This window comes from Nonomuraea sp. NPDC050404, from assembly GCF_040655495.1.
GTDB lineage: Bacteria > Actinomycetota > Actinomycetes > Streptosporangiales > Streptosporangiaceae > Nonomuraea.
Genome location: NZ_JBFAKB010000007.1, coordinates 260,407 through 286,784 on the forward strand (window position 1 = coordinate 260,407; position 26,378 = coordinate 286,784).

At 70.9% G+C, this 26,378-nt stretch carries 27 protein-coding genes; 16 read left to right on the forward strand and 11 right to left on the reverse strand.

Annotation, left to right across the window (positions count from 1 at the left end):
* Positions 1–124: 124 nt before the first annotated feature.
* Complete coding sequence (locus tag AB0I81_RS21345; protein ID WP_360659093.1) at positions 125–850, reverse strand: potassium channel family protein; 726 nt, start codon at positions 848–850, stop codon at positions 125–127.
* 466 nt (positions 851–1,316) lie between these two features.
* On the opposite strand from AB0I81_RS21345, the gene AB0I81_RS21350 reads away from it, so the two are divergent.
* The 4 genes from AB0I81_RS21350 (at position 1,317) to AB0I81_RS21365 (ending at position 6,977) form a co-directional block, all read left to right on the forward strand.
* Positions 1,317–2,030 (forward strand): hypothetical protein, encoded by a 714-nt coding sequence (locus AB0I81_RS21350; RefSeq protein ID WP_360659095.1) that lies wholly within the window; start codon positions 1,317–1,319, stop codon positions 2,028–2,030.
* A 95-nt stretch (positions 2,031–2,125) separates the two neighbouring features.
* Positions 2,126–2,809: a type 1 glutamine amidotransferase gene (locus tag AB0I81_RS21355; protein ID WP_360659097.1), complete on the forward strand. Its 684-nt coding sequence runs from the start codon at positions 2,126–2,128 to the stop codon at positions 2,807–2,809.
* A gap of 166 nt (positions 2,810–2,975) precedes the next feature.
* Positions 2,976–5,900, forward strand: a complete 2,925-nt coding sequence (locus AB0I81_RS21360; protein ID WP_360659099.1) for a bifunctional [glutamine synthetase] adenylyltransferase/[glutamine synthetase]-adenylyl-L-tyrosine phosphorylase — start codon at positions 2,976–2,978, stop codon at positions 5,898–5,900.
* Between the two features lie 48 nt (positions 5,901–5,948).
* Complete coding sequence (locus tag AB0I81_RS21365; protein ID WP_360659101.1) at positions 5,949–6,977, forward strand: hypothetical protein; 1,029 nt, start codon at positions 5,949–5,951, stop codon at positions 6,975–6,977.
* Between the two features lie 28 nt (positions 6,978–7,005).
* Here the strand turns inward: AB0I81_RS21365 and AB0I81_RS21370 are convergent, their stop codons facing one another.
* Positions 7,006–8,361: a PLP-dependent aminotransferase family protein gene (locus AB0I81_RS21370; RefSeq protein WP_360659103.1), complete on the reverse strand. Its 1,356-nt coding sequence runs from the start codon at positions 8,359–8,361 to the stop codon at positions 7,006–7,008.
* 133 nt (positions 8,362–8,494) lie between these two features.
* Here AB0I81_RS21370 and AB0I81_RS21375 point away from each other — a divergent pair, with 133 nt between their 5' ends.
* From AB0I81_RS21375 to AB0I81_RS21400, 6 genes are all read left to right on the forward strand, one after another.
* Complete coding sequence (locus tag AB0I81_RS21375) at positions 8,495–9,409, forward strand: hypothetical protein (RefSeq protein ID WP_360659105.1); 915 nt, start codon at positions 8,495–8,497, stop codon at positions 9,407–9,409.
* Entirely contained in the window at positions 9,406–10,206 is an 801-nt protein-coding gene (locus AB0I81_RS21380) for a deaminated glutathione amidase (RefSeq protein ID WP_360659107.1), read from the forward strand. Before AB0I81_RS21375 ends, AB0I81_RS21380 begins: the two co-directional genes overlap by 4 nt.
* Positions 10,199–11,119, forward strand: coding sequence for an ABC transporter substrate-binding protein (locus AB0I81_RS21385; protein ID WP_360659109.1), 921 nt, complete (start codon positions 10,199–10,201; stop codon positions 11,117–11,119). The genes AB0I81_RS21380 and AB0I81_RS21385 overlap by 8 nt, the downstream gene beginning before the upstream one ends.
* On the forward strand, positions 11,116–12,024 hold the full coding sequence (locus AB0I81_RS21390) for an amino acid ABC transporter permease (protein ID WP_360659111.1): 909 nt from the start codon (positions 11,116–11,118) through the stop codon (positions 12,022–12,024). The genes AB0I81_RS21385 and AB0I81_RS21390 overlap by 4 nt, the downstream gene beginning before the upstream one ends.
* Positions 12,021–12,785, forward strand: coding sequence for an amino acid ABC transporter ATP-binding protein (locus tag AB0I81_RS21395; protein WP_360659113.1), 765 nt, complete (start codon positions 12,021–12,023; stop codon positions 12,783–12,785). The genes AB0I81_RS21390 and AB0I81_RS21395 overlap by 4 nt, the downstream gene beginning before the upstream one ends.
* A gap of 106 nt (positions 12,786–12,891) precedes the next feature.
* Positions 12,892–13,593, forward strand: a complete 702-nt coding sequence (locus AB0I81_RS21400) for a phenylalanine--tRNA ligase beta subunit-related protein (RefSeq protein ID WP_360659115.1) — start codon at positions 12,892–12,894, stop codon at positions 13,591–13,593.
* 3 nt (positions 13,594–13,596) lie between these two features.
* Here the strand turns inward: AB0I81_RS21400 and AB0I81_RS21405 are convergent, their stop codons facing one another.
* A complete protein-coding gene (locus AB0I81_RS21405) occupies positions 13,597–13,806 on the reverse strand; it encodes a hypothetical protein (protein WP_360659117.1) in 210 nt (69 codons plus the stop codon).
* Positions 13,807–13,809: 3 nt separating this feature from the next.
* Here AB0I81_RS21405 and AB0I81_RS21410 point away from each other — a divergent pair, with 3 nt between their 5' ends.
* Positions 13,810–14,061, forward strand: coding sequence for an amidohydrolase family protein (locus AB0I81_RS21410; RefSeq protein WP_360659794.1), 252 nt, complete (start codon positions 13,810–13,812; stop codon positions 14,059–14,061).
* Between the two features lie 14 nt (positions 14,062–14,075).
* On the opposite strand, the gene AB0I81_RS21415 is transcribed toward AB0I81_RS21410, so the two are convergent.
* Entirely contained in the window at positions 14,076–15,029 is a 954-nt protein-coding gene (locus AB0I81_RS21415) for a teichoic acid biosynthesis protein C (RefSeq protein WP_360659118.1), read from the reverse strand.
* Between the two features lie 76 nt (positions 15,030–15,105).
* Between AB0I81_RS21415 and AB0I81_RS21420 the strand changes: the two genes are divergently transcribed.
* Entirely contained in the window at positions 15,106–15,297 is a 192-nt protein-coding gene (locus AB0I81_RS21420) for a hypothetical protein (protein ID WP_360659120.1), read from the forward strand.
* Between the two features lie 5 nt (positions 15,298–15,302).
* A complete protein-coding gene (locus tag AB0I81_RS21425; protein ID WP_360659122.1) occupies positions 15,303–16,313 on the forward strand; it encodes a hypothetical protein in 1,011 nt (336 codons plus the stop codon).
* Here AB0I81_RS21425 and glnA read toward each other — a convergent pair.
* Positions 16,204–17,628, reverse strand: coding sequence for a type I glutamate--ammonia ligase (glnA, locus tag AB0I81_RS21430; protein WP_360659124.1), 1,425 nt, complete (start codon positions 17,626–17,628; stop codon positions 16,204–16,206). The genes AB0I81_RS21425 and glnA overlap by 110 nt on opposite strands.
* A gap of 126 nt (positions 17,629–17,754) precedes the next feature.
* Positions 17,755–18,819: a hypothetical protein gene (locus tag AB0I81_RS21435; RefSeq protein WP_360659126.1), complete on the reverse strand. Its 1,065-nt coding sequence runs from the start codon at positions 18,817–18,819 to the stop codon at positions 17,755–17,757.
* A 77-nt stretch (positions 18,820–18,896) separates the two neighbouring features.
* Between AB0I81_RS21435 and AB0I81_RS21440 the strand changes: the two genes are divergently transcribed.
* From AB0I81_RS21440 to AB0I81_RS21450, 3 genes are read left to right on the forward strand one after another with little or no spacing between them, the layout of a single operon-like run.
* Complete coding sequence (locus tag AB0I81_RS21440; RefSeq protein ID WP_360659128.1) at positions 18,897–19,364, forward strand: RDD family protein; 468 nt, start codon at positions 18,897–18,899, stop codon at positions 19,362–19,364.
* A 49-nt stretch (positions 19,365–19,413) separates the two neighbouring features.
* Complete coding sequence (locus AB0I81_RS21445; RefSeq protein ID WP_360659130.1) at positions 19,414–20,031, forward strand: helix-turn-helix domain-containing protein; 618 nt, start codon at positions 19,414–19,416, stop codon at positions 20,029–20,031.
* Positions 20,028–20,966 carry a hypothetical protein gene (locus AB0I81_RS21450; RefSeq protein ID WP_360659131.1) on the forward strand — a complete coding sequence of 313 codons (939 nt, stop codon included), beginning with the start codon at positions 20,028–20,030 and terminating at the stop codon, positions 20,964–20,966. Before AB0I81_RS21445 ends, AB0I81_RS21450 begins: the two co-directional genes overlap by 4 nt.
* A gap of 22 nt (positions 20,967–20,988) precedes the next feature.
* Here the strand turns inward: AB0I81_RS21450 and AB0I81_RS21455 are convergent, their stop codons facing one another.
* The 5 genes from AB0I81_RS21455 to AB0I81_RS21475 form a co-directional block, all read right to left on the reverse strand.
* Positions 20,989–21,777, reverse strand: coding sequence for a class I SAM-dependent methyltransferase (locus AB0I81_RS21455; protein WP_360659133.1), 789 nt, complete (start codon positions 21,775–21,777; stop codon positions 20,989–20,991).
* A 92-nt stretch (positions 21,778–21,869) separates the two neighbouring features.
* On the reverse strand, positions 21,870–22,550 hold the full coding sequence (locus tag AB0I81_RS21460; protein ID WP_360659135.1) for a DUF4191 domain-containing protein: 681 nt from the start codon (positions 22,548–22,550) through the stop codon (positions 21,870–21,872).
* 66 nt (positions 22,551–22,616) lie between these two features.
* Positions 22,617–24,923, reverse strand: coding sequence for a glycoside hydrolase family 3 C-terminal domain-containing protein (locus AB0I81_RS21465; RefSeq protein ID WP_360659796.1), 2,307 nt, complete (start codon positions 24,921–24,923; stop codon positions 22,617–22,619).
* Positions 24,924–25,092: 169 nt separating this feature from the next.
* Entirely contained in the window at positions 25,093–25,905 is an 813-nt protein-coding gene (locus AB0I81_RS21470) for an alpha/beta hydrolase (protein ID WP_360659137.1), read from the reverse strand.
* Positions 25,902–26,288, reverse strand: a complete 387-nt coding sequence (locus tag AB0I81_RS21475; RefSeq protein ID WP_360659139.1) for a VOC family protein — start codon at positions 26,286–26,288, stop codon at positions 25,902–25,904. Before AB0I81_RS21475 ends, AB0I81_RS21470 begins: the two co-directional genes overlap by 4 nt.
* Positions 26,289–26,378 lie beyond the last annotated feature (90 nt).

The window sequence follows — 26,378 nt, forward strand, 5'->3', positions numbered from 1 at the left end:
TGTCTTTCCCTGTCGCGCCAGCATAGGCCGCGCGCTACCACCCTCTACGAGGATGCGCGAATCCGCGCACATTGGTCCGGCCCGCCGCCCACGGCCGTGCCGCCGTCTGCGGGCCGTGCCGCAGTTATGGGCCGTGCCGGGCCGTCAGCTCGGCCATCGCCTTGCGTAGTTCGGTCAGCTCGGCGACGACCTGGGCCAGTTCGGCCTCGGTACGCCGTTCGAGGGCCGCCGTGCGCTCGAACCGCTCGACGAACCAGGAGGCGATGGCCGCCGTCACCACGCCCAGCAGGGCGATGCCCGCCAGCATCAGCCCGGCGGCCACCACCCGGCCCTCGACGGTGACGGGGAAGCGGTCGCCGTACCCGACCGTGGTCATCGTGGTCAGCGCCCACCACAGGGCGTCGCCGATCGACTTGATGTTGCCGTCGGGATCGTGGCGTTCCACGTCGAGGACGGCGATGCTGCCGACCAGGGCCAGGAAGACTGCGGTGCCGCTGACGTACACGACGGCGCGCAGGCGCAGCGGGAGCTGGATGCGTTCGGCGACGACGTGCAGCAGGAGCAGCGCGCGCAGCAGCCAGAGCGGGCGCAGCAGCGGCAGGACGACGACCAGGAGCGCGGGGATGTTGCGCAGGAGGAAGCGCGGCTTGCGCGGGGCCAGGATAAGGCGGATCAGGTAGTCGGCGGTGAACAGGGCCCAGGAGAGGACCTGGAGGTACCAGCAGACGGCGTGCGCCGGCGCGGGCAGGCCGGGGACCAGGACGGGGATCGCCCAGCCGAGTAAGAAGCCGGTGCCGATGACGAGCAGCGCCACGCTGGTGCGCTGCTCCCAGGAGGTCAGGCGGTCCATGCGCCCCAGTGTGCTGCAGCGCGGAGCCGAGCGGCAGTGCCCACCGTCACCGCCCGCCATCACCGCCCGCCATCACCGCCCGCCATCACCGCCCGCCATCACCGCCCGCCATCACCGCCCGCCATCACCGCCCGCCGCGCCCTCCTGCCGTCGCCCCGGAGCGGGGGGAATTGGTGGATTGGTCGCGGGAGGCGGGAAACCCGGTTAAGGTAGCGCCGACGCCTTGATCGGCCTCACTCCCGGAGCACTTCGGAGTGGGGCCGATTTTCGTTGCTTCTCACCCCCGAGTCACCTCCATGGCACCCGGGGCGGGAAGTATCGGGCTGCTTCGAGGCGTTATGGAGTGATACCGAGCGGCCACCGGACCCCCAGCATCCTAGGTAAACCGGGCGTCCAGTAAAATCGGCCTGCTCTTTATGATATTTCCGGACGTTTCGCCGGGTGTGGCGATATAGGAGGGTGTGGCATGACGACGGCTGCCCTGCAGACCGTACTGACCGTTCCCGAGCGCTTCCGTGGTCCCGTGGGCGTCGCCAACGGCGGCTGGATCGCGGGCACCATGGCCGAGGCGCTGAACGGCGGTCGATCAGCCGTCGAGGTCACGCTGCACGCCCCCACGCCGCTGGAGACCGAGCTGCGGATGGAACACGTCGCCAACTCGGTCTCCCTCTCGCACGGCGACCAGTTGCTGGTCGAGGCCATCCCCGTGGCCGAGGAGCTGGAGGGTCCCGGGTTCGTGCCGTTCAACGACGCGGCACGGGCCGAGGCCGGTTTCGCCGGGTTGAAGGCGCACCCGTTCGCCGAGTGCTTCGCCTGCGGGCTGCGCGAGCCCGGTGACGGCCTGCGCATCTTCCCCGGCCCGGTGGACGGCTCCGACCTCGTGGCGGCCGGCTGGCGGGTGCCGTTCACGGTGGCCGGCGAGGACGGCGTGCCGGCCTCGATCGTCGGCGCCGTGCTCGACTGCATCACCGGCTGGGCCCACTTTGCCCCGGGGGAGAGCGCCCTGCTCGGCCGCCTGGTCGTGCAGATCAACCGTCCCGTGAACCCCGGCGGGCGCTACTCGGTGGTGGCCCGCCCGACCGGTGACGAGGGCCGCAAGATGTACGGCCAGAGCGCCATCTACGAGATGGACGGCACGCTGGTGGCCGCCGCTCGCGCCACGTGGATCGCTCCACGCTGAGACGACTCTTTCTGCGAAGGCCCCGGGCGTGCGCTCGGGGCCTTCGCCGTTAGCACCAAGCAGTCTTTGTCCGCATATGTCGGATACTTGGGCATATGCGGATTACCGTCATCGAACACGAGGCCGAGGCCGGGCTCGGTTACCTGGCCGGCTGGCTGGGAGTGGCCTGCGAGGTCGTCCGGCCGTACCTGGGGGAGGAGATCCCCGCCCGCCCGGCCGACGGGCTGATCGTGCTCGGTGGCGCGGCGGCCGCCTGGGAGGACGAACGCAGCCCTTGGCAGCCCGCCACCCGCGACCTGCTGCGCGTCGCCGTCGATGACGCGGTCCCGACGCTGGCGATCTGCCTGGGGGCGCAACTGCTGACGATGGCCTGCGGCGGCACGGTGGAGCGCGGCGCGAACGGGCTGGAGATCGGAGCCTGCGAGGTGGTGCCGCTACCGGCCGCCGCCTCGGACCCGCTGCTGTCGGGGGTCGGGACGTCCGTGGCCGTGCAGTACCACCAGGACGCCATGACGCGGCTGCCCGACGGGGCGGTGCCGCTGATGACCGGCGCCCAGTACCCGAACCAGGCCTACCGCCTGGGAGAGGCCGCCTGGGCCGTGCAGTTCCACCCCGAGGCCACGCCGGAGATCTTCGCCTCGTGGACGGCGGAGTCGGGTCTGGAGGCGGCCGAGGACCTCAACGCCGGGGTCAAGGCCGCCGAGAACACGCTCGTGGCGACCTGGCGCCCGGTGGCGCGGGCGTTCGCAGGAGTGGTGAGAACGGCCGCCCGCGCCTGAGCACCGGCCGGCGCGGTGAGAACGGCCGCCTGAGCACCGGTCGGCGTGGTCAGAACGGCCGCCTGAGCACCGGTCGGCGTGGTCAGAACCGCCGTCCGCGCCCGCGAGTGATCGGAAACGGCCGCCCGCGCCTGGCCCTCCGGGAAGGAACTGCCAAGATGGAGGGGTGCCCAGGATCGAATCCACCGCGGCGAGACTCGCCAAGCTCGGCTTCGCCGACGGCGCCAGGGCCGCTCAGCTCGTCCATCAGTCCGGGCCGGGGGTGGAGGACATCCTGGACTCCCTGGTGGACGTGGCGGACCCGGACCTGGCGCTGACCTCCCTGACCCGCCTGATCGAGCGCGAGCCCGCCGTCCTGGACACCCTGCGCGACGACGAGGGGCTCAGGGGCAGGCTCCTGGCCGTGCTCGGGGTGAGCGACGCACTCGGCGAGCACCTCGTACGCCATCCCGCCCAGGTGGCGCTCCTGGCCGAGCCGGACCTGGGCGAGGCCAGGGCCGGGCTGCTGCGCGCGGTGGGCGCCGACCCGGAGGACGGCGAGCCGCGCGCGAGGGCAGGCAACGGCGCGCTGGTGGACCTGCGGGTGGCCTACCGGGGCAGGCTGGCGCACCTGGCCGCGCGGGATCTCACCGGCCAGGCCACGCTGCAGGAGGTCACCTCCGAGCTGTCCGACCTGGCCGGCGCCGCGCTGGAGGCCGCGCTGGCGATCGCACGCGCCGAGACCGGCTCCGACGGGGTACGCCTGGCGGTCGTCGGCATGGGCAAGTGCGGCGCCAGGGAGCTCAACTACATCAGCGACGTGGACGTGATCTTCGTCGCCGAGCCGCGTGAGGGCGCCGACGAGGACAAGGCGCTGCGCACGGCCACCCGGCTGGCCCAGGCCATGATGCGGGCCTGCACCACGACCACCTCCGAGGGCTCGTTGTGGGAGGTGGACGCCGGGCTGCGGCCGGAGGGCCGCTCCGGGCCGCTGGTGCGCACGCTCGCCAGCCACCTGGCCTACTACCGGCGCTGGGCCAAGACGTGGGAGTTCCAGGCGCTGCTCAAGGCCAGGCCCGTGGCGGGCGACCTGGAGCTGGGCGCGGCCTACGTCGAGGCGGTCAACGAGATGGTGTGGTCGGCCGCCACCCGTGAGCACTTCGTCGAGGACGTGCAGGCCATGCGCCGCCGGGTCGAGGCCCACGTGCGCGCCGAGGGCGAGCGGCAGCTCAAGCTGGGGCCGGGCGGGCTGCGCGACATCGAGTTCGCGGTGCAGTTGCTGCAACTCGTGCACGGCAGGCTCGATCCGCTGCTGCGCCGCAGGGCCACCCTGCCCGCCCTGGCCGCGCTCTCGCGGGGCGGGTACGTGGGGCGCGACGACTCGCGGGGGCTGGCGGAGGCGTACACGTTCCTGCGCCGGGTGGAGCACCTGCTGCAACTGCACCGGCTGCGGCGCACCCACATCGTGCCCACCGAGGAGGCCGACCTGCGCCGGCTGGGCCGGGCGCTGGGCATGCAGGCCGACCCGGTGGGGGAGTTCACCGCCAGGTGGCGGCGGCACGCCATGGAGGCGCGGCGGCTGCACGAGAAGCTGTTCTACCGGCCGCTGCTGCAGGCCGTGGCGCGGCTGCCGGAGTCGGAGGCGCGGCTGTCCACCACGGCCGCCGCGGCCCGGCTGGAGGCGCTCGGCTACGTCGATCCGCGCGGCGCGCTGCGGCACATCGCCAACCTGTCCACCGGCGTGTCCAGGCGGGCCGCGATCCAGCGCACGCTGCTGCCCGTCATGCTCGGCTGGTTCGCCGACACGCCCGACCCGGACGCGGCGCTGCTCGGCTTCCGGCAGGTCAGCGACAAGCTGGGCAGCACGCCGTGGTACCTGCGGCTGCTGCGCGACGAGACCGCCGTGGCCGCCAGGATGGCGCGCGTGCTGGGCACCAGCCGCTACGCCACCGGCCTGCTCATGCACGCGCCCGACGCGGTCGCCATGCTGGGCTCGGACGCCGAGCTGGCCGTGCGCCCGCCGCAGGCGCTGCTCGGTGAGGCGTCGGCCGCGGTGTCCAGGCACGCGGGCGACCCGCAGACCGCAGTAGCCGCCGTACGGGCGCTGCGGCGCAAGGAGTTGTTCCGCACGGCGGTGGCCGACATCTCGGGACTCATCGACATCGAGGCCGTCGGGACCGCCCTGTCGCGGCTCAACGACGTGACCCTGCAGGCCGCCCTGGACGCCGCCCTCGCCAAGGCCGCCGACGTCACCTCCTTCGCGATCATCGCCATGGGCCGGCTCGGCGGCCTGGAGTGCTCCTACGCCAGCGACGCCGACGTCATGTTCGTGCACTCGCCGCTGCCGGGGGTCGGGGAGCGCGAGGCCACCGACGCCGCCTTCGCCGTGGCCAACGAGCTGCGCAGGCTGCTGTCGCTGCCCGCCCCCGACCCGCCCCTGCCCATCGACCCCGACCTGCGCCCCGAGGGCCGCCAGGGGCCGCTGGTGCGCACGCTGGCCTCCTACCGCGCCTACTACTCGCGCTGGTCGTCGCCGTGGGAGGCGCAGGCGCTGCTGCGGGCCCGGTTCTCGGCCGGGGACGCCGAGCTGGGGGCGGCGTTCACCGCCATGATCGACGAGCTGCGCTACCCGCAGGACGGGCTGCCCGACGACGCGGTCAGGGAGATCAGGCGGCTCAAGGCCCGGATGGAGGCCGAGCGTCTGCCGCGCGGCGCCGACCCCGCCCTGCACACCAAGCTCGGCCCCGGCGGGCTGTCCGACGTGGAGTGGGTGGCCCAGCTGCTGCAACTGCGCTACGCCGGTACGCGGCCGTCGCTGCGCACCACCCGTACGCTGCAGGCCCTGCGCGCGGCCGTGGTCGAGGAACTGCTGGACCCGGCCGACGAGGTGGTGCTGGCCGAGGCGTGGCGGTTCGCCTCGCGGGTCAGGGACGCGATCATGCTGGTCAAGGGGCGGCCGGGGGACAGCGTGCCGGCCGACTCGGGGGAGCGCAAGCTGATCGCGCAGACGCTCGGCTATCCGCCGGACGGCTCCGAGGACTTCCTCGACGACTACCGCAGGGTGACTCGCAGGGCCCGCAGGGTGGTGGATCGGGTCTTCTACGGCGCCTGATGCCGTGCGTCATTGCGCCGACACGGGCGGTGGGTGTATCAAGGCCCGGTGTTATCCGTATACGTGGATCTGGCGCTCGGCCTGGTGGTGGCGTTCCTGCTGCTGTCGCTGCTGGTGAGCGGGCTCAACGAGGCGTTCGTGCGGGTGTTGTCCATCCGCAGCAAGTTCCTGTGGGCCTACCTCAGGGACACCCTGGACGGGGTCGGGGACAAGTCGCCCTCCTGGCTGCCCGCCAGCGTCCGTGGCGTGCTGCTGGCGCTGCCCTTCGGCCGCGACCCGCGGCCGGCGCACAGCGACCGGCCGGCGCCCGCCAAACTCGGCGAGATGCCCGAGACACGCACCGGCGACTCCATGATGAACCTGCTCTACGAGCGGGTACGGGAGATCGACCACGCCAAGCGGGGCAGGACCAGCATCGCCGACATCCCGCCCGAGCGGTTCGCGGTGGCCGTGATGGAGCTGGCGGCCATGGAGAACGGCGACATCACCAAGTTCCTGGAGAACCTGCGCAGGATCGACAGCCCGCTGTACGGCGCTCTCAAGGGCGTGTGGGACAGCGCGCAGGGCGACCTCGACCGGTTCAGGAAGGGGGTGGAGACCTGGTTCGACGGGGAGATGAAGCGCCTGTCGATGTTGTACAAGCGCTACGTCAAGTGGGTGCTGGCCGTGCTGGGCGTGGTGGTGACGCTGCTGTTCTCGATGGACGGGCTGGAGTACGCCAAGACGCTGCTGCGCGACAACGCCTACCGGGCCTCGGTGGCGGCGGTGGCCGAGGCGGGTCCCGACGCCTACAACGAGCTCAAGGCGCAGTGTACGGGCGGCGATCCGGTGCCGTGCGTGACCGAGGTGCTGAGCGAGCCCGCCCTGGTCAAGATCATGGGGCAGGCGATGGTCAGCGTGTCGATCCCGGCAGAGGGGGAGCCCAGCGTGCAGGGGAACTTCCCCATGTGGTGGGACCGGGTGAGCACGCCGAGCCACTGGCCGGGGTTCCTGCTGACGTACGTGGCGCTGCTGTTCGGGGCGCCGTTCTGGTGGGACGTGTTCCGCCGCATCACCGGGATCAAGTCGCGGCGCTGAACCGAGCCTTGATCAGGCCGAGCCCTGATCAGGTTGAGGGGCTGAGCCGGGTGCCGCCCAGGGCGGCCAGGGCGATCACGTCGGCGAGTGAGGCCAGCTCGTCCCGGTCGTCGGTGAGGCGGGTGGTGGCCAGCCGCAGGTGGTGCCGGGGCGCGGGGCCGACCACGTACCGGCTGCCCGGTGCGACGGAGATGCCGTGCGCGGCCAGGGTGACCAGGGCGGCGGGCTCGTCGCGTACCGGCACCCAGAGCACCAGGCCATCGCTGCCGCCCGTGTGCACGCCGCGCGCCGCCAGCTCCGCGGCCAGCCGCGCGCGGCGGCGCGCGTAGACCGTGCGGGCGTGGGCGACGCCTTCGCGCACCCCGGCGTCGGCCAGCAGGTGGGCCAGCGTGTCCTGGAGAATCCTGCTGGTCCAGCCGGTGCCGAAGCTGCGCAGCACGCGGACCCGCTCCACCGCGTCGGCCGCGCCGCCGATGACCGCGATGCGCAGGTCGGGGCCGTGTGACTTGGAGTAGGACCTGACCAGCACCGTACGGTCGGGAAAGCGCGTACCCATGCTCACCATGGGCGAGACCGACAACTCGCCGATGCCGTCGTCCTCGACGATGAGCGTGTTGGCCGGCTCCAGCAACGCCGCCAGCTCCGCAGAACGTTCAGGGGTCACCACGTGGCCGCACGGCGACTGGCCGCGCGGCTGGTACACGAACGCCACGGGCCTGGCCCGCAGCGCCTTGGCCAGCGAGGCGGGAGTGGGTCCCTGCTCGTCGCAGGCGACCGGGATGATCTGCACGCCGACCCGCTCCAGGATGTCCAGCAGCCGCGCCCCCGTCGGCTCCTCGATCGCGATCCTGTCGCCGGGCAGGGCCGCGGTCTGGCACAGGAGCTGCACGCCCTCGTAGCCGCCGCCGACCGCCAGCCAGCCGCGCGCCGGGAAGGGCCAGTCCGGCTCGACGGCGGCGCGCAGGCCGGGCGTGATCGTCGCGCGGGCGTAGTCGTTGAGTCCTTCCGCACGGGCCGCCGAGGTCAGTGCCGCCTCCAGGGGCGGCAGCAGCGCCGGGTCGGGGCGGATGATGGTCAGGTCGATGGCCAGGCGGTCGCCCCACTGGCCGAGGCGCTCGTACCGGATGGGCCTGGGCACGTCGGGCGGGCCGAGCACGACGGTGCCGCGGCGTCGCTCGGTTCTGATCATTCCGTGTTTGCGCAGCTCGGCCCAGGCTTCTGCGACCGTTCCCGAGCTGACTCCGAGCTCTCTGGCCAGGCCGCGGACCGTCGGCAGGCGCGTCTGCGCGGTGATCGTGCCCTCTCTGATCAGATCGGTCAGGGAGGCGGCGATTCCGCGCGCGCTCGGGTCGGCGATCTGCTGCGCCAGCCATGCGGCGTCCACTTTGTCCCCCTGTAAATCTTTGTTCAGCAACAAAGATCTCCTTGTGTTGCTTACATGCCTGAACATATGGTTTCTCGCAATTAAACGGCAACTGCTGCTTGTTGGGGGATTTGTGCCGAAAGTCCGTCTTGCGGTGCGGGACTGGGACCACCTCGTGCCGGTCGTGACCGGGGTCGTGCGGCCCGAGGGGTTCGAGCTGGAGATCGACTCGCGCGCCGTCACGCCCGACGTGCTCAGCGAACCGCACATCGACGGGGGAGAGACCTCCTTCAGCCGGTACGTGCTCGGCCGCGCCGCCGGCGACGACCGCCTCGTGGGCCTGCCCGTCTTCGTGATGCGCGGCTTCCGGCACCGCTGCGTCCTGGTCCGCCGCGACAGCGGCCTGACCTCGCTGGAGGAGCTTAAAGGCGCCCGCATAGGGCTCACCGGCTGGCCCGACTCGGGCAACACCTGGACCCGCGCGCTGCTGCGGAACGCCGGAGTGGACATCAAGGGCATCGAGTGGACGGTCGGCCCGCTGGTCGCCGGGGAGACCGGCAAGGACCGGGTCGGGCCCGTGCCGTTCCCCGACAACGTCGGCCTGACCGAGGACGGCCTGGCCGAAGGGCTCGCGGACGGCCGCTACGACGCGATCATGACGCCGTTCATGCCGGAGGAGTTCTTCACCCCCGCCGGCCGCTTCCGCCACCTGCTGCCCGACCACCGCGCCGCCGAGCTGGCCTACTACCAGCAGACCGGCTTCGTGCCCGGCATCCACCTCATCACGCTCAAACGCGAGACCGTCGAACGACACCCGGAGCTGCCCGGCGCGGTGCGGGATCTGTTCGACCGCGCCAAGCGCCACTGGCTGGCACGCCGGCGGCTGCTCGCCGACACCACGCCGTGGTTGCTGGCCGACCTGACCGAGACGGCCCGCACGTTCGGCCAGGACTGGATGCCGTACGGCACCGCCCAGAACGCCCCCATGGTCGCCGCCTTCTGCGAGGAACTGCACGCCCAGGGGATCTCTAACCGCCGCATCGAAGCCGAGGAGGTCTTCACCGTATGAGGATCGCTGTGGGGCAGTTCGCCTCGTCAGAGGACTGGACCGCCAACCTCAAGACCTGCGAGGAGCTCATTGACGGGGCCGTGGCGGGACAGGCGGACCTGCTCGTCCTGCCGGAAGGGGCGCTCGCGCTCTTCGTGGACGAGCCCGTACGCATCCGCGAGGCTGCCCAGCCGCTGGACGGGCCCTTCGTCAGCGGGCTGGTCGAGCGCACGCGCGGCTCGGCCACCACCGTGGTCGCCGGCGTGCACGTGCCCTCCGATGACGGCCGTGTCTCCAACGTGCTGGTCGCGGCCAGGGACGGGGAGATCGTCGCCACCTACGTCAAGCTGCACCTGTACGACGCCTTCGGCAAGCGCGAGTCCGACAACGTCGTCCCCGGCACGAACGCGCCCGTCGTCTTCGACTGCGCCGGCTGGAAGGTCGGCGTGATGACCTGCTACGACGTGCGCTTCCCCGAGATGGCCAGGCTGCTGGCCGACCAGGGCGCGCAGGTGCTCGCGCTGCCCGCCGCCTGGGTGCGCGGGCCCGCCAAGGAGTGGCACTGGGAGGTCATGGTCACCGCCCGCGCCCTGGAGAACACCTGCTATGTGGCCGCCTCCGGCGAGTGCGGCCGCCGCAACATCGGGGCCAGCATGGTCGTCGATCCGCTCGGCATCACCAGGGCCCGCCTGGGCGACGCGCCGGGGCTGCTGTGGGCCGACGTCTCGGCCGACGAGCTCGCCGCCGCCCGCCGTACGCTGCCCGTCCTCGAGAACCGGCGATTCGCCGTGGACCCTCGATTGGAGCCACATGCCTAAAGAACCGATCGCGCTGCTGGCCGCCGCCGTGCTGCTGGTGGCCGGCTGCGGTGCCAACCCGCCGGAGGCCGAGGGCGTGCTGGAGCCCACGGCCCAGGCCTCCGCCGCCGCCCAGACCAAGGACCAGGCCCTGTACGACCGGCTGCCCGCCAAGGCGAAGGAGTCCGGCAGGCTGATCTCGGTCAACAACGGCTCGTTCCCGCCGTACGAGATCGCCGGCCCCGACGGCAGGTCGCTGACCGGCGCCGCCGCCGACATGTCCGAGGCGCTCGCCCAGGTGCTCGGCGTCAAGATCGAGCACGTCACCGTGGACGGCCTGCCCAGCTCGCTGACCGGCATCGCCTCCGGCCGCTACGACTTCGCCATCGGGCCCGTGGGCGACTTCACCGACCGGCAGAAGGCCAACGACTTCGTCGACTGGGTCAAGGAGTTCGTCGTCTTCGCGGTGCCGAAGGGCAACCCGGACAAGATCGGCTCGGTCGCGGACACGTGCGGGCTGAAGATCTCGGTCATGGCCGGCGGCTCCGCCGAGGCGGTGATCAAGGGCCAGTCCGCCGCGTGCGTCAAGGAGGGCAAGCAGAAGATCGAGGTGCAGTCGTACAAGGATCAGCCCACCTCCGTGCTGGCGGTCAGCTCGGGCCGGGCCAACGCCTTCTTCTCCTCACAGGCGCCGCTCACCTACTTCGTGCAGCAGGCCGGCGGGAAGCTGGAGCTGGCCGGAAAGGGGCAGGCCAACGGGTTCGACGACCTCTACCAGGGGGCCGTCGTGGCCAAGGACTCGCCGCTGCGTGACGTGCTCAAGGACGGCATCCAGAAGCTCATCGACAACGGCACCTACGGCAAGATCATGGCCAAGTGGGGCACCGCCGACAACCAGCTGGAGCGGGCCGGCGTGAATCTGGCGAAGTCATGAGCGGCGCACCCCCCGAGATCGATGTGGCGGGCGCGGCCCGTACCCGGCACCCGATGCGCTGGGTCGCCTCCGCCGTGCTGCTCGTGCTGGCCGCCCAGCTCGTCAGCCTGCTCGTCACCAACCCCAACTTCCAGTGGGACGTGGTCGGCAGCTACGTCAACGCCCAGCTCATCGGCCAGGGCATCTTCACCACGCTGCTGCTCACGGTGATCGCCATGGCCGTGGGCGTCGCGCTGGGCGTGTTGCTGGCCATCGGCCGGCTCTCGGAGAACCCGGTGGCGCGGGCCGCCTGCGGGCTCTACGTCTGGTTCTTCCGTGGTACGCCGGTGCTGGTGCAGCTCGTGCTCTGGTACAACCTGTCGTACCTGCTGCCGGAGATCTCCTTCGGCATCCCGTTCGGGCCGGAATTCGTCACCGCCGACACCAACGTGCTCATCACGCCGCTGCTGGCCGCCATCCTCGGGCTCGGGCTGAACGAGGGCGCGTACATGGCGGAGATCATCCGCGGCGGCCTCATGTCGGTGGACCCCGGGCAGACCGAGGCCGCCTCCGCCCTGGGCATGAGCAACGGCCGCGCCTTCCGCCGCATCGTGCTGCCCCAGGCGATGCGCTTCATCATCCCGCCCACCGGGAGCCAGGTCATCAGCATGCTGAAGGCCACCTCCCTGGTCAGCGTGATCGCGCTGGCCGACCTGCTCTACACGGTGCAGTCCATCTACAACCGCACCTTCCAGACCATTCCGCTGCTGATCGTCGCGTGTATCTGGTACCTGGTGATCACCTCGATCCTGTACGTCGGCCAGTCGTTCATCGAACGCCACTACGCCCGCGGCGCCACCAGGAACGCCCCGCAGAGCTTCTGGGCGTTCGCGGCCTTCCGCCGCCGCTCGGAGGTGAAGTCATGACCGTCCCCATGGTGCGCGCCCGCGCCGTACGCAAACACTTCGGCCACCTGGAGGTGCTCAAGGGCATCGACCTGGACGTCGCGCCGGGCGAGGTCGTGGTCGTCCTCGGCCCGTCCGGCTCGGGCAAGTCGACGTTCCTGCGCTGCGTGAACCACCTGGAGACGATCGACGGCGGCTCGATCCACGTGGACGGCGAGCTGATCGGCTTCGAGACGTCCGGCGGCAAGGTCCGGCACCTGCGCAAGAACGCGATCACCCGCCAGCGCAGGGAGATCGGCATGGTCTTCCAGCAGTTCAACCTCTTCCCGCACATGACCGTGCTGCGGAACGTCATCGAGGCGCCCGTCGGCGTCCGCGGCGAGCCGCGCGAGCAGGCCAGGGAACGCGCGTACGCCCTGCTGCGCCGCGTCGGCCTGGAGGACAAGGCGACCGGCTATCCCCGGCAGTTGTCCGGCGGGCAGCAGCAGCGGGTCGCGATCGCGCGGGCGCTGGCCATGCGGCCCAAGCTCATGCTGTTCGACGAGCCGACCAGCGCCCTGGACCCCGAACTCGTCGGCGAGGTGCTGGCCACCATGAAGGGCCTGGCCGAGGACGGGCTCACCATGATCGTGGTGACCCACGAGATCGGGTTCGCGCGGGAGGTGGCCGATCGGGTGGTGTTCATGGACGAGGGCGTGGTCGTGGAGACCGGCACGCCCGCCGAGGTGCTGGACAACCCGAGCAGCCCGCGCACGAAGGCGTTCCTCAGCCGCGTGCTCTGACCCCTCGGCCGCGTCCGCTGTGCCGCCGGAGCGGGGAGTTCATCGACTTCACCGGCCCGATAGGCTTCGCAGGAAACCCGGCGGCCTCTCGCGGAGCGAGTCATCCATGTATTTCCAGCATTCCGGCGACATCTGGCGCGATTTCCCCGAGCTCGTTCCCGGGGCACTCTACGCCGAGGGCATCACCCCGGACGCCGACCCCGGCGCCGCGATCGCCGCGTACGGCGAGACGGCCGCCGCCAGGCTCGCGACCGCTGCGGAGAGCGAACTGCCGGAGATCCAGGCGTGGCGGCGCACCTTCGCGAAGATGGGGCTCAAGCCGACGCAGTACAGGTGCGCGTCGGAGGCCCTGCTGCGCCGCTTCAGGAAAGAGGGCTCGCTTCCGCGCCTGCACCCTCTGATCGACCTGTGCAACGCGGTCTCGATCGCCTACGCCGTCCCCATCGCCGTCTTCGACGTCTCCCGGATCAGCTCGTACGTCGAGGTCAGGCACGCCGCGGGCGACGAGACGTACCTGACCTTCGCCGGCGAGACCGAGCACCCGCCGGCGGGGGAGGTCGTCTTCGCCGACGCCGAGGGCCGGGCGCACGCCCGCCGCTGGACCAACCGCCAGAGCGGGCTGTCGGCCGTGCGCGACACGACGGCGAACGTGCTGATCGTGGCGGAGGCGCTGCACGAGACGGCGGCCAAGGACGTGGAGTCCCTCATGACCGCGCTCACCGGCGAGCTGAACGCCCTGTGGCCCATCGCCCCGAAGTCGGCGATCCTGACCCCCGCCGCGCCCCGATTCGAGTTCACCGGGGCGTGAGGTCTAGGGCGCGGTGAGGCCGTACAGGACGGTGTCGGCGAGGGACTCGGCCTGGTCGGCGGGGGAGAACAGCCCGGGGCAGGCCAGCCAGGTGGCGGCGGTGCCGTTCACGGACATCATGATCGCCAGGGCGGCGGCCTCCACCCGCACCCCTTCGCGCAGCCGCGCCCCCGCGAGCAGTTCCATCAGCCCCCGCTTCCAGCCCTCCATCATGGCCTGCTTGTCCCGCAGGCCCGCCGCCAGTTCCGGCGCACCCTCGGCGCTGCGGCCGGCCTCACCCCACGGGAGGCCCTCACCGCCGCCACGAGCGCCCCGGCCGATCGCTTCGGCCTGACCGACCGGGGCAGGATCGCCCCCGGCCTCCGGGCCGACCTGCTCCTGGTGAACGGCGACCCGACCACGAACATCGACGCCACCCTGGACATCGCGGGGGTGTGGCTGGGCGGTGTCCGGCTCGCGGGCAGATGAGAGCGGGGCCGCCGTCAGATCAGTTCGCTCTTGTAGAAGATGCTGGCCAGGCGCGGCCCCCGCTCCGAGGCCAGGCCCAGGCACAACCGCGGAGCCCCGGAGACGATCTGGATGCCCATGCCCTCCGGCTCCCGGAAGTCCAGCGACTTGCCCGCCACGCTGCGCGCCCGCTGCACCTGCTCGCCGCTGCGCAGGTCCAGGCAGGTGATGTACGTGTTGCCCGGCGGCGGGCTGTCGTCGTAGGAGTTGCCGGTCAGGATGTAGACGAAGTCGCCGTAGGCCGCGTACCCCTGGAAGGTCCCCAGGCCGCCGGGCTGGGCGATGTCGTGCAGCAGTTCGGGCGCGCCCGCCTTGACCGACGCCAGCGTGAACACCGCGAACCTGAACGAAGTGCCACCGTGGTAGCGCATGACCAGCCGATTGGTGGACGGGTCGATCGTGCACGTCGTGTTGGTGGCCCCCGCGACGGGCGAGTACTTGGTGAGCGCCGCCGAAGAGGCGTTCAACGTCTGGCCGTTGACGAACTTGAAGCGGCACAACCTGGTGCCCCGTGAGCTGTTGTCCTCGTTGGGGACCCCGTCGGTCTCCGTCCACAGGTACGCGGCCGACCCCGACGGCTCGACGCCGATCTGCACGCCGTGGCCGAACCCCATGAGGTACATGTGGCCGAGGATCGCGCCGGACAGGCTCAGCTTGGTCAGGCACAGGTTTCCGGCCGCGTCCGAACCCGAGCCGCTCCTGACCTGGACCGTGTAGATGTGGCCGTGCGCGTTGTCGATGGCGAACGACTGCAGGACGGTGCCGTTGTACAGCGCCTTCCGCCAGATCAGCGAGGTCGAGGGGGCCGTGAGCTGGAAGCGCCCCTCGGTGGCGGACGCGGCCCCGGCGGGTAACAGAGCGGCGGTGGCGGCTGCTCCCGCGCCGAGCTTGAGGAGCCCTCTGCGGGTGATCGGGAAGGGACAGATCATGTCACATCCGTTCGAAAGGTTCGAAGAAAATCCAAGTCAATGATCGCCGAATAACCTCGAAACTATGATCTTTCCCGTGAACGAAACCACGCGAAACTCAGCCATTGTCGCCGCCGCGGTCGCCGCCCTCGTCAGCGCGGCTCCGGCCGCCTCGATCACCACGGCAGAGGGCCGGGACGATGAGGGCATCACGGTCGTCGCGCACGGGAAGATCAACGTGGCGCCCGCCGAGGACGGCCTCGCGACTGTCGCGCACATCGTCATCTAGTTCCGATGACCGGTGAGGGGCGGGGTGTGTCCTCGATGGGGCCGAGCACGGGCCACCGGGCCGAAGCCGCCACCCCGTCCTCCCTGATCGAGCGATTGGTCACCCTCTCCGCTGATCTGCGGAACCTGTGGGCGGCGGACCCGCTCCTGTACTTTCCCGGCTGGGACCACCCCTTCCGGGCCCTCGGCGACCTCCTGCCCGAACAGGACCTCGACTACTGCGCCGACAATCCGCAGATGGTCCCCCTGCTGTGGTATCCGGCCCTGCGAGCCGCGGATTCCGCCGCGATCGACCTCCTAGACCACCTGCCTTCCGGCCACCCGGCGGCACCGTCGATGTTGCGCAGAAGCGAACTCTCCGCCGTCTACAGCTGGGCGATCGTCACTCGGTCGGCACTGCGGTGGATCGGTGAGGTCACCGATGGCGTGCCTCTGGTGGAGGTGGGCGCCGGGTCGGGCTACTGGGCGCGGCAGATGTCACGGGCGGGCATGGACGTGGTGGCCACCGACGCGGCCGGCGCGACCGCCAACGCATTCACCCGGGGCTTCCAGTACGCCGACGTCCGGCTCATGTCCGCCACCGAGGCCGTGCGGGCGCATCCGGACCGGACGTTGATGCTGGTGTGGCCGCCCCACCGGGACCCCATGGCGATCGCCGCGCTGTCGGAGTACGCGGGCGACACCCTCATCTACGTGGGCGAGCCCCGTGGCGGTCTGTGCGCGGACGACGCGTTCTTCGATGAACTGCGGCGACATTGGCGCCTGGAGGCCGTCAGCCCCGTCAATGTCCGCTGGCTGGGCCACAACGACCGGATCGCCCTGTATCGCCGCCATGGCGGGCCGGAAACGCGAAAGGGCCACCGGCCCAGAGAAGCCGGCGACCCTTTCGCTGAATGTGATCGATCAATCACACATCGTAATACAGCTCGAACTCGTGCGGGTGCGGGCGCAGCCGGATCGGGTCGACCTCGTTCTCCCGCTTGTACGCGATCCACGTCTCGATCAGGTCGGGCGTGAACACGCCGCCTTCGAGCAGGTAGTCGTGGTCGGCCTCAAGCGCGTTGAGCACGTCGGTGAGCGAGCCGGGCACCTGCGGGATGTTGCGGGCCTCCTCCGGCGGGAGCTCGTAGAGGTCCTTGTCGACCGGCTCCGGCGGCTCGATCTTGTTGCGGATGCCGTCGATGCCGGCCATCAGCATCGCCGCGAACGCGAAGTACGGGTTGCACGACGGGTCGGGCACGCGGAACTCGATGCGCTTGGCCTTCGGGTTGGAGCCCGTGATCGGGATGCGCACGCAGGCCGAGCGGTTGCGCTGCGAGTAGACCAGGTTGACCGGGGCCTCGTAGCCGGGCACCAGACGGTGGTAGGAGTTGACCGTCGGGTTGGTGAAGGCCAGCAGCGAGGGCGCGTGCTTGAGCAGGCCGCCGATGTAGTAGCGGGCCGTGTCCGACAGGCCCGCGTAGCCGACCTCGTCGTAGAACAGCGGCGAGCCGTCCTTCCACAGCGACTGGTGGCAGTGCATGCCGGAGCCGTTGTCACCGAAGATCGGCTTGGGCATGAACGTGACCGTGTGGCCGTACTCGAGGGCCGTGCTCTTGATGATGTACTTGTACAGCATCAGCTGGTCGGCGGTCTTGAGCAGCGTGCCGAACTTGAAGTCGATCTCCGCCTGACCGGCCGTGCCGACCTCGTGGTGCTGCATCTCGACCTCGATGCCGCACTCGATGAGGTTGCGCACCATCTCCGAGCGCAGGTCGGTGAAGTGGTCCATCGGCGGGACCGGGAAGTAGCCGCCCTTGTAGCGCGGCTTGTAGCCCAGGTTGCCGCCCTCGGTGGACTTGCCGGTGTTCCAGGCGCCCTCGATGGAGTCGATGTAGTAGTAGCCGGCGTTCTGCTTCGTCTCGAAGCGAACGTCGTCGAAGATGTAGAACTCGGCCTCGGGGCCGAAGTACACCGTGTCGGCGATGCCCGTGCCCTTGAGGAATTCCTCCGCCTTGCGTGCGACGTTGCGCGGGTCGCGGCTGTAGGCCTCGCCCGTCAGCGGGTCGTGCACGAAGAAGTTCAGATTCAGCGTCTTGTGCTGGCGGAACGGGTCCAGCACGGCGCTCGTCGGGTCGGGCAGCAGGAGCATGTCGGACTCGTGGATCGCCTGGAAGCCACGAATGGACGAGCCGTCGAACATGAGTCCGTCGGTGAAGACGCTCGCGCTGAAGTTCTCAACCGGGAAGGTGAAGTGGTGCGTCGTCCCCGGCAGGTCGGTGAACCTGACATCGACGAACTGCACCCCTTCGTCACTGATGAACTTCAGGACGTCGTCGGCGGAGTTGAACACTCTCGAACCTCCCTGGGGACTGGCCATCATGGCGACGCTAGGGCTTGGCCGTTTCCGTATGGTGTCTCGATTGTTTCGCACGTGTTACGCGGGGTGAGGTTGCGCGCGGGGCGTGTCGGGCGCTGTTCAGGTTGCCTCGGATGCGGCGCATTCGCCCTCGGGTTCCTGTCCGTCCAGCTCGTACGGGTCCATGGGCGGACCTGTCGCGCCCTCCTCGTCCGGCACGGAATCGTCGTACATCGGGTGGATGTAACTGTCATCCACGTCGCACCGGACCGGCGTCGAGCTCCTGCCCCACTCATAGACCCAGACGACCAGCTTCCCGTCCTCGCGGTAGACGTGCAGCGTCCCGGTCTGGCGTGTGACGAGCCGCGTCACCGTGTGCGGCTGACCTGGCCGCTGGATGGCGTGCACGACGATGTACTTAGTGTCCAGCTTCGCGCCGGTGCGCCCGTCCTCCTTCCAGGGCGACACCTTCGTCGTGCCGCGCACCTTGACCACGTCGCCGACCCGCTCGGCGGTCTTGGGCGCGAGGCTCGCCACCCACAGGCGGGTGTCCTCGGAGCCCTTGCCCTTGTCGAGGTTCTTCACGAACCACGACCGCTCCTCGGCGGGAAGCAGCCCGATGAACGCCGTCGGCCTGCCGCCCATGAGCGTCTTGTGGTCGAACTCGGAGGCGGCCAGCAGGTCGCGCGTGCGCTCCAGCGCCTTGGCCACGTCCTTCTTCGACAGGCCGCCGACCGCCTTGGCCTCGGGCATGACCAGCCCGGCCGCGTTCTCGGCCCACTTCTCGGCCGGGGAGCCCGCGAACGGCCGCTCGGGCGTCGGCGCCTCGGGCGCCGCCCCGTCCTCCAGGGCAGACCCCGCCACCGGCATCGTCTCCTCTGGCACCGCCCCGGAAGGGGTGAGCAGGCCGGGGCGGATCGTCAGGACGAGGGCCGCCGCCGTGAGCACCGCCAGGGCGCCGCCGAGGATCGCGGCCCAGTTCCGTCCCCCTCCGCGCCGGGGCTCCGGCTCTGGGGCCTCCCACTCGGCACGCCAGGCGTCCCGGCGTAAGTCCTCGGCGCCACCTGCGCCTGGGGCCTGTTTGGCGCTCTTCTTGGCCGACGCCCGCATCCTGCGCTGTTCCTCGGCGTCGATCTGTGAGACCAGCTTCTCGAAACGCTGGTCAAGGTCATCCCCGTGTGGCATGGCGTACATCATGGCCGGTCCGTGACGCGGTTGGGTCACAATCCGGACCGGCTCCAGGGGCGGATACCTTTGGAGGTATGAGCGGCAAGCAGCAGCAGCCCAGATGGACGCAGACGTGGCTGGGCGGGGTGCGATCGGCCGGGGTCGATCTCGGTTACCCGGGTGAGCGCCTGGGGCTGCCCGAGGAGGGTGGCGGCTCGATCGCGGGCTGGGGACGCAGGATCGGCGCGCTCGTCATCGACTGGATGATCTGCACGTGGGTGGTCGTGCAGTTGCTGCTCGGGATGAGCCCGGCCCAGTCGCCGTGGGCGCCGGTGCTGGTCTTCGCGCTGCAGTACCTGCTGCTGGTCGGATGGCTGGGGCAGACGTTCGGGCACCGGCTCATGGGGGTCAGGGTCGCCGCGATGGACGGGGGTGACCCGCGGCTGCTGCCCGTCGCGGTGCGTACGGTGCTGCTGGCCCTGGTCGTGCCGGCCGTGATCTGGGATCGCGACCACCGGGGGATCCACGACCGCGCGTCCAACACCATGGTCGTCCGCATGTGAAAACCGTACCGGGTTTAAAAATGTACCCGGTTCGGTTTATGCTGTCCGCATGATGATGGCGGGGCTCAGGGAGAGCAAGAAGGAACAGACCCGGCAGCGCATCTCCGAGGTCGCGCTGCGGCTGTTCGACGAGCGCGGGTACGACGCGGTGACCGTCAACGAGATCGCCGAGGCGGCCGGGGTCGCCAAGGTCACCCTGTTCAACTACTTCCCGGGCAAGGACTGCCTGGTCCTCGACGCGGTCAAGGACGACACGGCCGCGGTCGTGGCCGGCCGCGCGGCCGGGCAGACGCCGCTCGGCGCCCTTCGCGCGCACTACCGGGGCATGGCCGCCCGGGGCACCGGCGAGATCGACGTCGAGGGCCTGCTGACCAGGGTCCGGGTGATCTCGTCGAGCCCCGCCCTGCTGGCGGGCGTATACCAGGCGAACATGGGCCAGCGCTACGAGTTGGCCGCCGCGCTCGCCGAAGCGGGGGCCGGGCCGGCCGCGACGCTCATGGCCGCGCAGATCACCGCCGCCATCACCACCCTGCAGGAGGCGTTCTTCCAGCGGCTCTCCACGGGAGTGCCGCTGGAGGAGGCGGGACGGCTCCTGGACGAGGAGGTCGAGCTGGCCTTCGACCTCCTCGAACACGGCTTCTCATCAATCGAGGCGGTTGAGCTATGAAAAAGGGCATCAACTACGACACCGGCTTCCTGCCGGGCGGCGACATCTCACGCAAGGCGTTCGACACCGGCACTGTCGCCCGCGAGATGCGGGTCATCGCCGACGAACTGCACTGCCAGGTCGTCCGCGTCTCCGGCCGCGACCCGGAGCGGCTGAGCGTGGCCGCCGGGCACGCCGCCGCGGCGGGCCTGGAGGTCTGGTTCGCGCCGTTCCCGGTGGACGTCCCCGCCGCCGAGATCCTTTCGTTGTACGCCGACTGCGCGGAGCGCGCCGAGTCGCTGCGCCGCGGCGGCGCCGAGGTGGTGCTCGTCACCGGCTGCGAGACCAGCGCCTTCTGCCCCGGCTACCTGCCCGGCGAGACCTACGGCGACCGCCTGGCATGGATGGGGTCGGCCACCATGGAGCAGTGGACCTCGCTCACTTCGGTGATGGAGCGGTTCAACGGCTTCCTCGCCGAGGCCGCGGAGGTCGCCAGGGCGCGGTTCGGCGGCCGGGTCACCTACGCCGCGGGCCCGTGGGAGTTCATCGACTGGAGCCCGTTCGACCTGGTGGGGACGGACGCGTACCGGGCGGCGTACAACAAGGACACCTTCGTCGAGGAACTGCGCGGCCACTTCAAGCACGGCAAGCCGGTCGCGGTCACCGAGTTCGGCACCTGCCCGTACACGGGGGCGGGGGAGCGGGGCGGCATGGCCTGGGAGGTGCCCGCGGGCGCGGTGCCCGACCAGGGCGAGCAGGTGCGCTACTTCACCGAACTGCTCGACGTCTTCGAGCGGGAGGGCGTCGAGACGGCGCTGTGGTTCACCTTCGCCGGGTACACGCGGCTGCGCGAGAACGACGACCTGGGTTCGTACGGCGTCGTCAGCATGCTGGACGAGACGCGGTGGGAGCCCAGGGAGCTCTTCCACGCCATGGCCGCCAGATACGCGCTCTAGGGAGGCGCTTTAGGTAGGCGCTTTAGGTACGCGCGCAGCTGAAGATGGCCGTGCCGGGCAGGTGGCGGCCGCGCAGCGGGCTCCAGCCGGCCCACACCCCCTCGTGCCCCTCGGGCCACTCCGGCTCCGTCAGAGCGGTGATCGTCAGGCCGGAGGCGGCCAGCAGGTTGATCCAGTCGGCCATCGTGCGGTGGTGCTCGACGTAGGTCAGGGTGCCGTGCTCGTCGCGCTCCTCGTACGGTGACCGGTCGAAATAGGACCGGTCGGAGGTCAGCCCGCGCGGCCCGGGATCGTCGGGGAAGGCCCACCGGATCGGATGGCTCACCGAGAACACGAACCGCCCGCCCGGCCGCAACACCCTGCCCACCTCGCGGAAGACGGCCAGGGGGTCGGCCACGAACGGCAGCGCCCCGTACGCGGAGCAGGCCACGTCGAAACTGCCGCCGGCGAACGGCAGCGCCTCGGCGTCGGCCTGCACCACGGGGACGTCCACGCCCACTTCCAGATCGATGCGCCGGGAGTGGCGCAACTGGCGGTGGGAGATGTCGAACGCCGCCACCTCGGCCCCCTGGCGTACCAGCCACCGCCCGCACTGGGCGGCGCCGCAGCCGATCTCCAGCACGCGCCGCCCGCTCACCGGGCCGAGCAGGCGCGCGTCCGCCTCGTCGAGGCCCTCGGGACCCCACACGAACCCTTCGTCGCGCAGGAAAGCGCCGTGCTCGACCTGGTAGTCGTCGGCGTTGCCGTCCCACCAGCCACGATTGGCCCGCGAGGAAGCCGACGTCACCGGCGCCGGCGATGAGGCCGGCATTTTCGGTTCCGGCGTTTTCGGTTCCGGCGTTCGCGGGAAAGCCGGCGGTTTCGGTTCCGGCGGCGTTTGCGGGGAAGCGAACAACGGCCGCACTAGCGCATCTTGGGGCCGCGCGGCATGCGGGCGCCCTTGGGCATCGGGCCCTTGGGCATCGGCATGTTGCGCGGCAGCGAGCGCAGCCGGTCCTTGACCTCGCTGACCGAGGGCTTCTTCAGGTTGCGCGGCAGCTTCATCAGGTGGCGCTGCAGCTTGCCCAGCGGCACCTGCCCCTCGCCGTCGCCGCACTGGACGTCATAGATCTCGACGCCCAGCACCACCCGCGCGATCCGCTTCTTCTCGGCCGTCAGCATCTTCGCCACCCGGTTGCCCGGCCCCTCGGCCACCAGCACGACGCCGGGATAACCGACCACGAGGTGCACGACGTCCTGGTCACGGTTGACCGCGATGGCCGGGGTGACCTGCCAGTTGCCACGCATGCCCTGCAGCACGGCCGCCGCCGCGCCGGTCTGGCCGTGCAGGATCGAGTACTGGGCCCGCTGCGCGAGCTGCCCGAACACCACCAGACCGACGGTGAAGGCGGCCAGGATGCCGATGAACACCGAATACCACAGGTAGTCCGTGACCAGACCGATCACGACCACCACAGCCAGCGTGCCCACCGCCGAGAGGAAGACGATCGGCATTCCCTTGGGATTGGCCTGCTTGATGATCTGCGCGATCATGCGGAGCTGCTTGATGCGCCCCGGCTTCTCTTGGTCTTCGGACTTTGCCATGCTCCGAAGGATACAAACCAACTGGTGCAGTGTGGAAAACGCGGGCCCGCCGTTTTCTCCCTGTGACTAGATCTTCACCGAAGCCGACAGCCGGAGATCGGCCGCGCTGCGGCCCGCGCGTACCAGATGCTCGCCCTCGACCGTGCGCCACCCACCATCCCACACCTGGAAGGCCCGCTCGGACAGGAACACGGTGGAGAGCACCGTCTCCCCGGGCCCGGCCTCCACCACGTCGAATCCGGCCAGCTCGCCGCGCGGCCCGGCGTAGATCTGCACGACCTCCCGACCCGGCCGCTCACCGGTGTTGGTGACGGCCACGGTGACGCTGGTGCCCTCGGCCGCGATCGAGTCGTAGGACCAGGTGGTGTACCCGAGACCGTGCCCGAACCAGAACGCGGGCTCCCCGCCGGAGCGCCGCCACGCGGGATAGCCGATGTGCACGCCCTCGTCGTAGGCCACCCGGCCGTCCACCGGCGTCACGGTCGTCACCGGCGCGTCCGACAGCCGCCGCGGCCAGGTGGTGGGCAGCCGCCCACCCGGCTCGGCGTCCCCGGACAGCACGTCGGCCAGCGCCGCCCCGGCCTCCTGCCCGGGGAACCAGGTCAGCAGCACCGCCGCCACCTCCGCCAGCCACGGCATCTCGACCGGCGAGCCCGCGTTGACCACGACCACCGTACGGGGGTTGGCCGCGGCCACCGCGCTGATCAGCTCGTCCTGCCGGCCGGGCAGTCGCAGGTCCGCACGGTCGAAGCCCTCGCTCTCCACCTCCGGCGTGGTCGCGGCCACGACCACCGCCACGTCACATCCGGCCGCCACCCGCACGGCCTCGGCCATGAGCTCGTCCTGGCCGGGCGCCGGGTCGGCGTGGCCGAGGGTGAAGGACACGAACACCATGCCGCCGAACGTCCCCGCCGGGTGCGTCAGCGTCAGCTCGTACGTCTCTCCCGCCGTCATCGCCACGCCGACGCGCCGCTCCGGCGGCGACAGGAACGCGGCGGCCGGGTCCTCGCCGTCCAGGCCGATGGTCTCGTCCAGGACGGCGTCGCCGTTCACGCTGAGCGTGAACGCGCCCACGCCCATCACCGACAGCTCGTGGCCGCCCGACACCTCCGCCGTGTACGCCGCCCGCAGCCGGACCATCGCCAGCCGTTCCCCGTCCACGCCGGGCGGCAGTTGCCCGAGCCAGCGCGCCTCGCCGGTGGCCAGCGGCTGCTCCGACAACACCTCGCCGGCCGCGTCCATGAACTCGGCCGTGACGGGGCCTGGCAAGGGGGACAGGCGGATACGGGGGTCGGTGCCGACCGCGTACCTGACCTCGGCCCGCCCCGACAGGCCGGCCAGAGGGGAAACCACGTGATCGGGGAAGACCTGCGCGCTGCCGCCGCCCATCACGCGCGCCTCCCGGGCGGCGGCACCGATGAGCGCGACGGTCGCGCCGGGCCGCAGCGGCAGCACGCCGTCGTTGGTCAGCAGCGTGAACGCCCGCGCGGCGACCTCCCGCGCCAGCCCGGCACCATCGATCGCCCCGGTGTCCTGCGGCCGATCAGTGGCGTGCGGGGCGTCATGGCGGCCGGCGCGGTGCTCGTCCGCCGCGCGCAGGGCGCCGACGCGCTCGGCCAGGCGCAGGATGCGGCGGATCCGGTCGTCCACGGCCGACTCCGGCACCCGCCCCTCCCGTACGGCCGCCTCCAGCCGTTCCCCCCACGGCCCAGAAGGACCAGGCATGGCCACGTCGGTGCCGCCCAGCGCGGCGGCCTCGGTCGAGCGCACCGCCGTCCAGTCGGACACCACGAACCCGTCGAACCCCCACTCATCCTTCAGCACCCCGTTCACCAGCTCGGAGTGCTCGGTCATGGTGGTGCCGTTGACGGAGTTGTACGCCGTCATCAGCCCCCAGGCCCCCGCCTCGACCACCCGCTCGAACGGCCGCAGGTACATCTCCCGCAACGTCCGCTCACTCACCCGCACGTCCACGGTGAATCGGTCGGTCTCGAAGTCGTTGGCCACGAAGTGCTTGGGCGTGGTCGCGACCCCGCCCTCCTGCACCCCTTCGACATAGGCGGCGCCGATCTCGCCCGTCAGGTACGGATCCTCCGACAGGCACTCGAAGTGCCGCCCGCCCAGCGGGGAGCGGTGCAGGTTGAGCGTGGGCGCGAGCAGCACGTGCACGCCCTTGCGCCGCGCCTCCTGGGCCAGCAGCAGGCCGGCCCGCCTGACGAGCTCCACGTCCCAGGTCGCGGCCAGCGCCGTGGGGCTCGGCAGGGCGATGGAGGGGTCGGCGGAGGTCCACTGCTCACCGCGTACGCCGATGGGCCCGTCGCTCATCACGAGCCGTTCGAGCCCGATCTCGGGCAGCGGTGGCAGTGACCACATGTCGGCGCCCGTGAGCAGCCGGATCTTGGTGGGGAGGTCGAGCCGGGAGATCAGTTCGTCGAAGTCCACGAGCACAGTGTTCACCAGAAAACCGAGCACTCGATAGGTTTGTGACCTTAGCGTTATGCAAAGCCGTTGGGCGCCCAAGCTCGTCAGGCGGCCATGCGCCTCATGCCGTCACGAAGAACTCCAGCAGTTCGGGCGCCAGTGCCTCCGGTGCCACGTTGTGCGCCTGATCCTCCAGCACCCGCCGGACCGCGCCGGGCACCACCGCCGCGACCGCCTCGCCCGCGTTCGCCATCCACCCGGGGCTGTCGGCCCCGTTGAGCACGAGCGTCGGCTGCCTGATGGCGGCCAGCCGCCCGGCGGGCAGCGCGTTGCCCGGCCCCAGCACGGCCGCCTCGTAGGCGAGCGTGGGCGCCACGGCCTCGATCTGCGCCCAGAACGGCCGCGCCCGCATCGCGGCCACGTCCGCCCGCGACGCCTCGGCCGCCTCCACCATGAACCGCTCCACCGCCTCGCCCGCCCTGCCCGCCGCGACCAGCCCGGCGAGCTGCTCGGCGAAGTCGGGCGGCAGGTGGGGCGCGCTGTCGTCCACGTGGTATGGCGGCTCCCACACGGCCAGCTTCGAGATGTCCGGGCACACGACGGCCGCCTCCAGGGCCAGGGCCGCCCCCGACGAGCCGCCGAACACCATGGCCGACCCGCCCGCCGCCGCGACCACCGCCGCCAGATCCTCGATCTCCCGCCCGACGGCGTACGGCTGCGTGTCCCCGCTGCCGCCCCGCCCCCTGCGGTCGTAGTTGTAGACCGTGAACCACCGGGCCAGGGCGGTCGCGATGGCGGTCATCATGGGATGCCGCCGATCGGTGAACGCGCCCTGGACCAGGACCAGCGCGGGACCCTCCCCGCTGCGGTCATAGGCGATGGAGGTGCCGTCGGCCGACACCACCACGCCCGAGACCGCCGTTTCCGCGCTCACTGGGCCGGCTGCACCAGGCACAGCGCCTCCCAGTGGTGCCCGTCGAGGTCGGCGAAACCGCGCTGGTAGCGGAACCCGCCCTCCTGCTGCACGCCCGCCGCGGTGGCCCCGGCGGCGATCGCCTTGTCCACCAGCTCGTCGACCTGGGCCTGGTTCTCCATCCCGAGCACCAGGATCGCCTCCGTGCTCTTGACGGCGTCGCCGACCTCCTTGGTGATGTACGAGGCGAAGGTCGGCTCGGTCAGCAGCATGACCTGCGTCTCCTCGCTGATGACCACGGAGGCCATGTCCTCGGACATGCCGAACAGGTTGAAGCCCAGCTCGGTGAAGAACTTCTTGGCACGCTCAAGGTCCTTGACCGGCAGATTCACGAAGAGCTGCATTTTTCCGGATCCCTTCTCGTTTGCGAACACCTCAGATTCTGCTGAGAAAGGGCCGGCCGGTCTTGCGTCTGGGCGCCGGGAGAATTGACG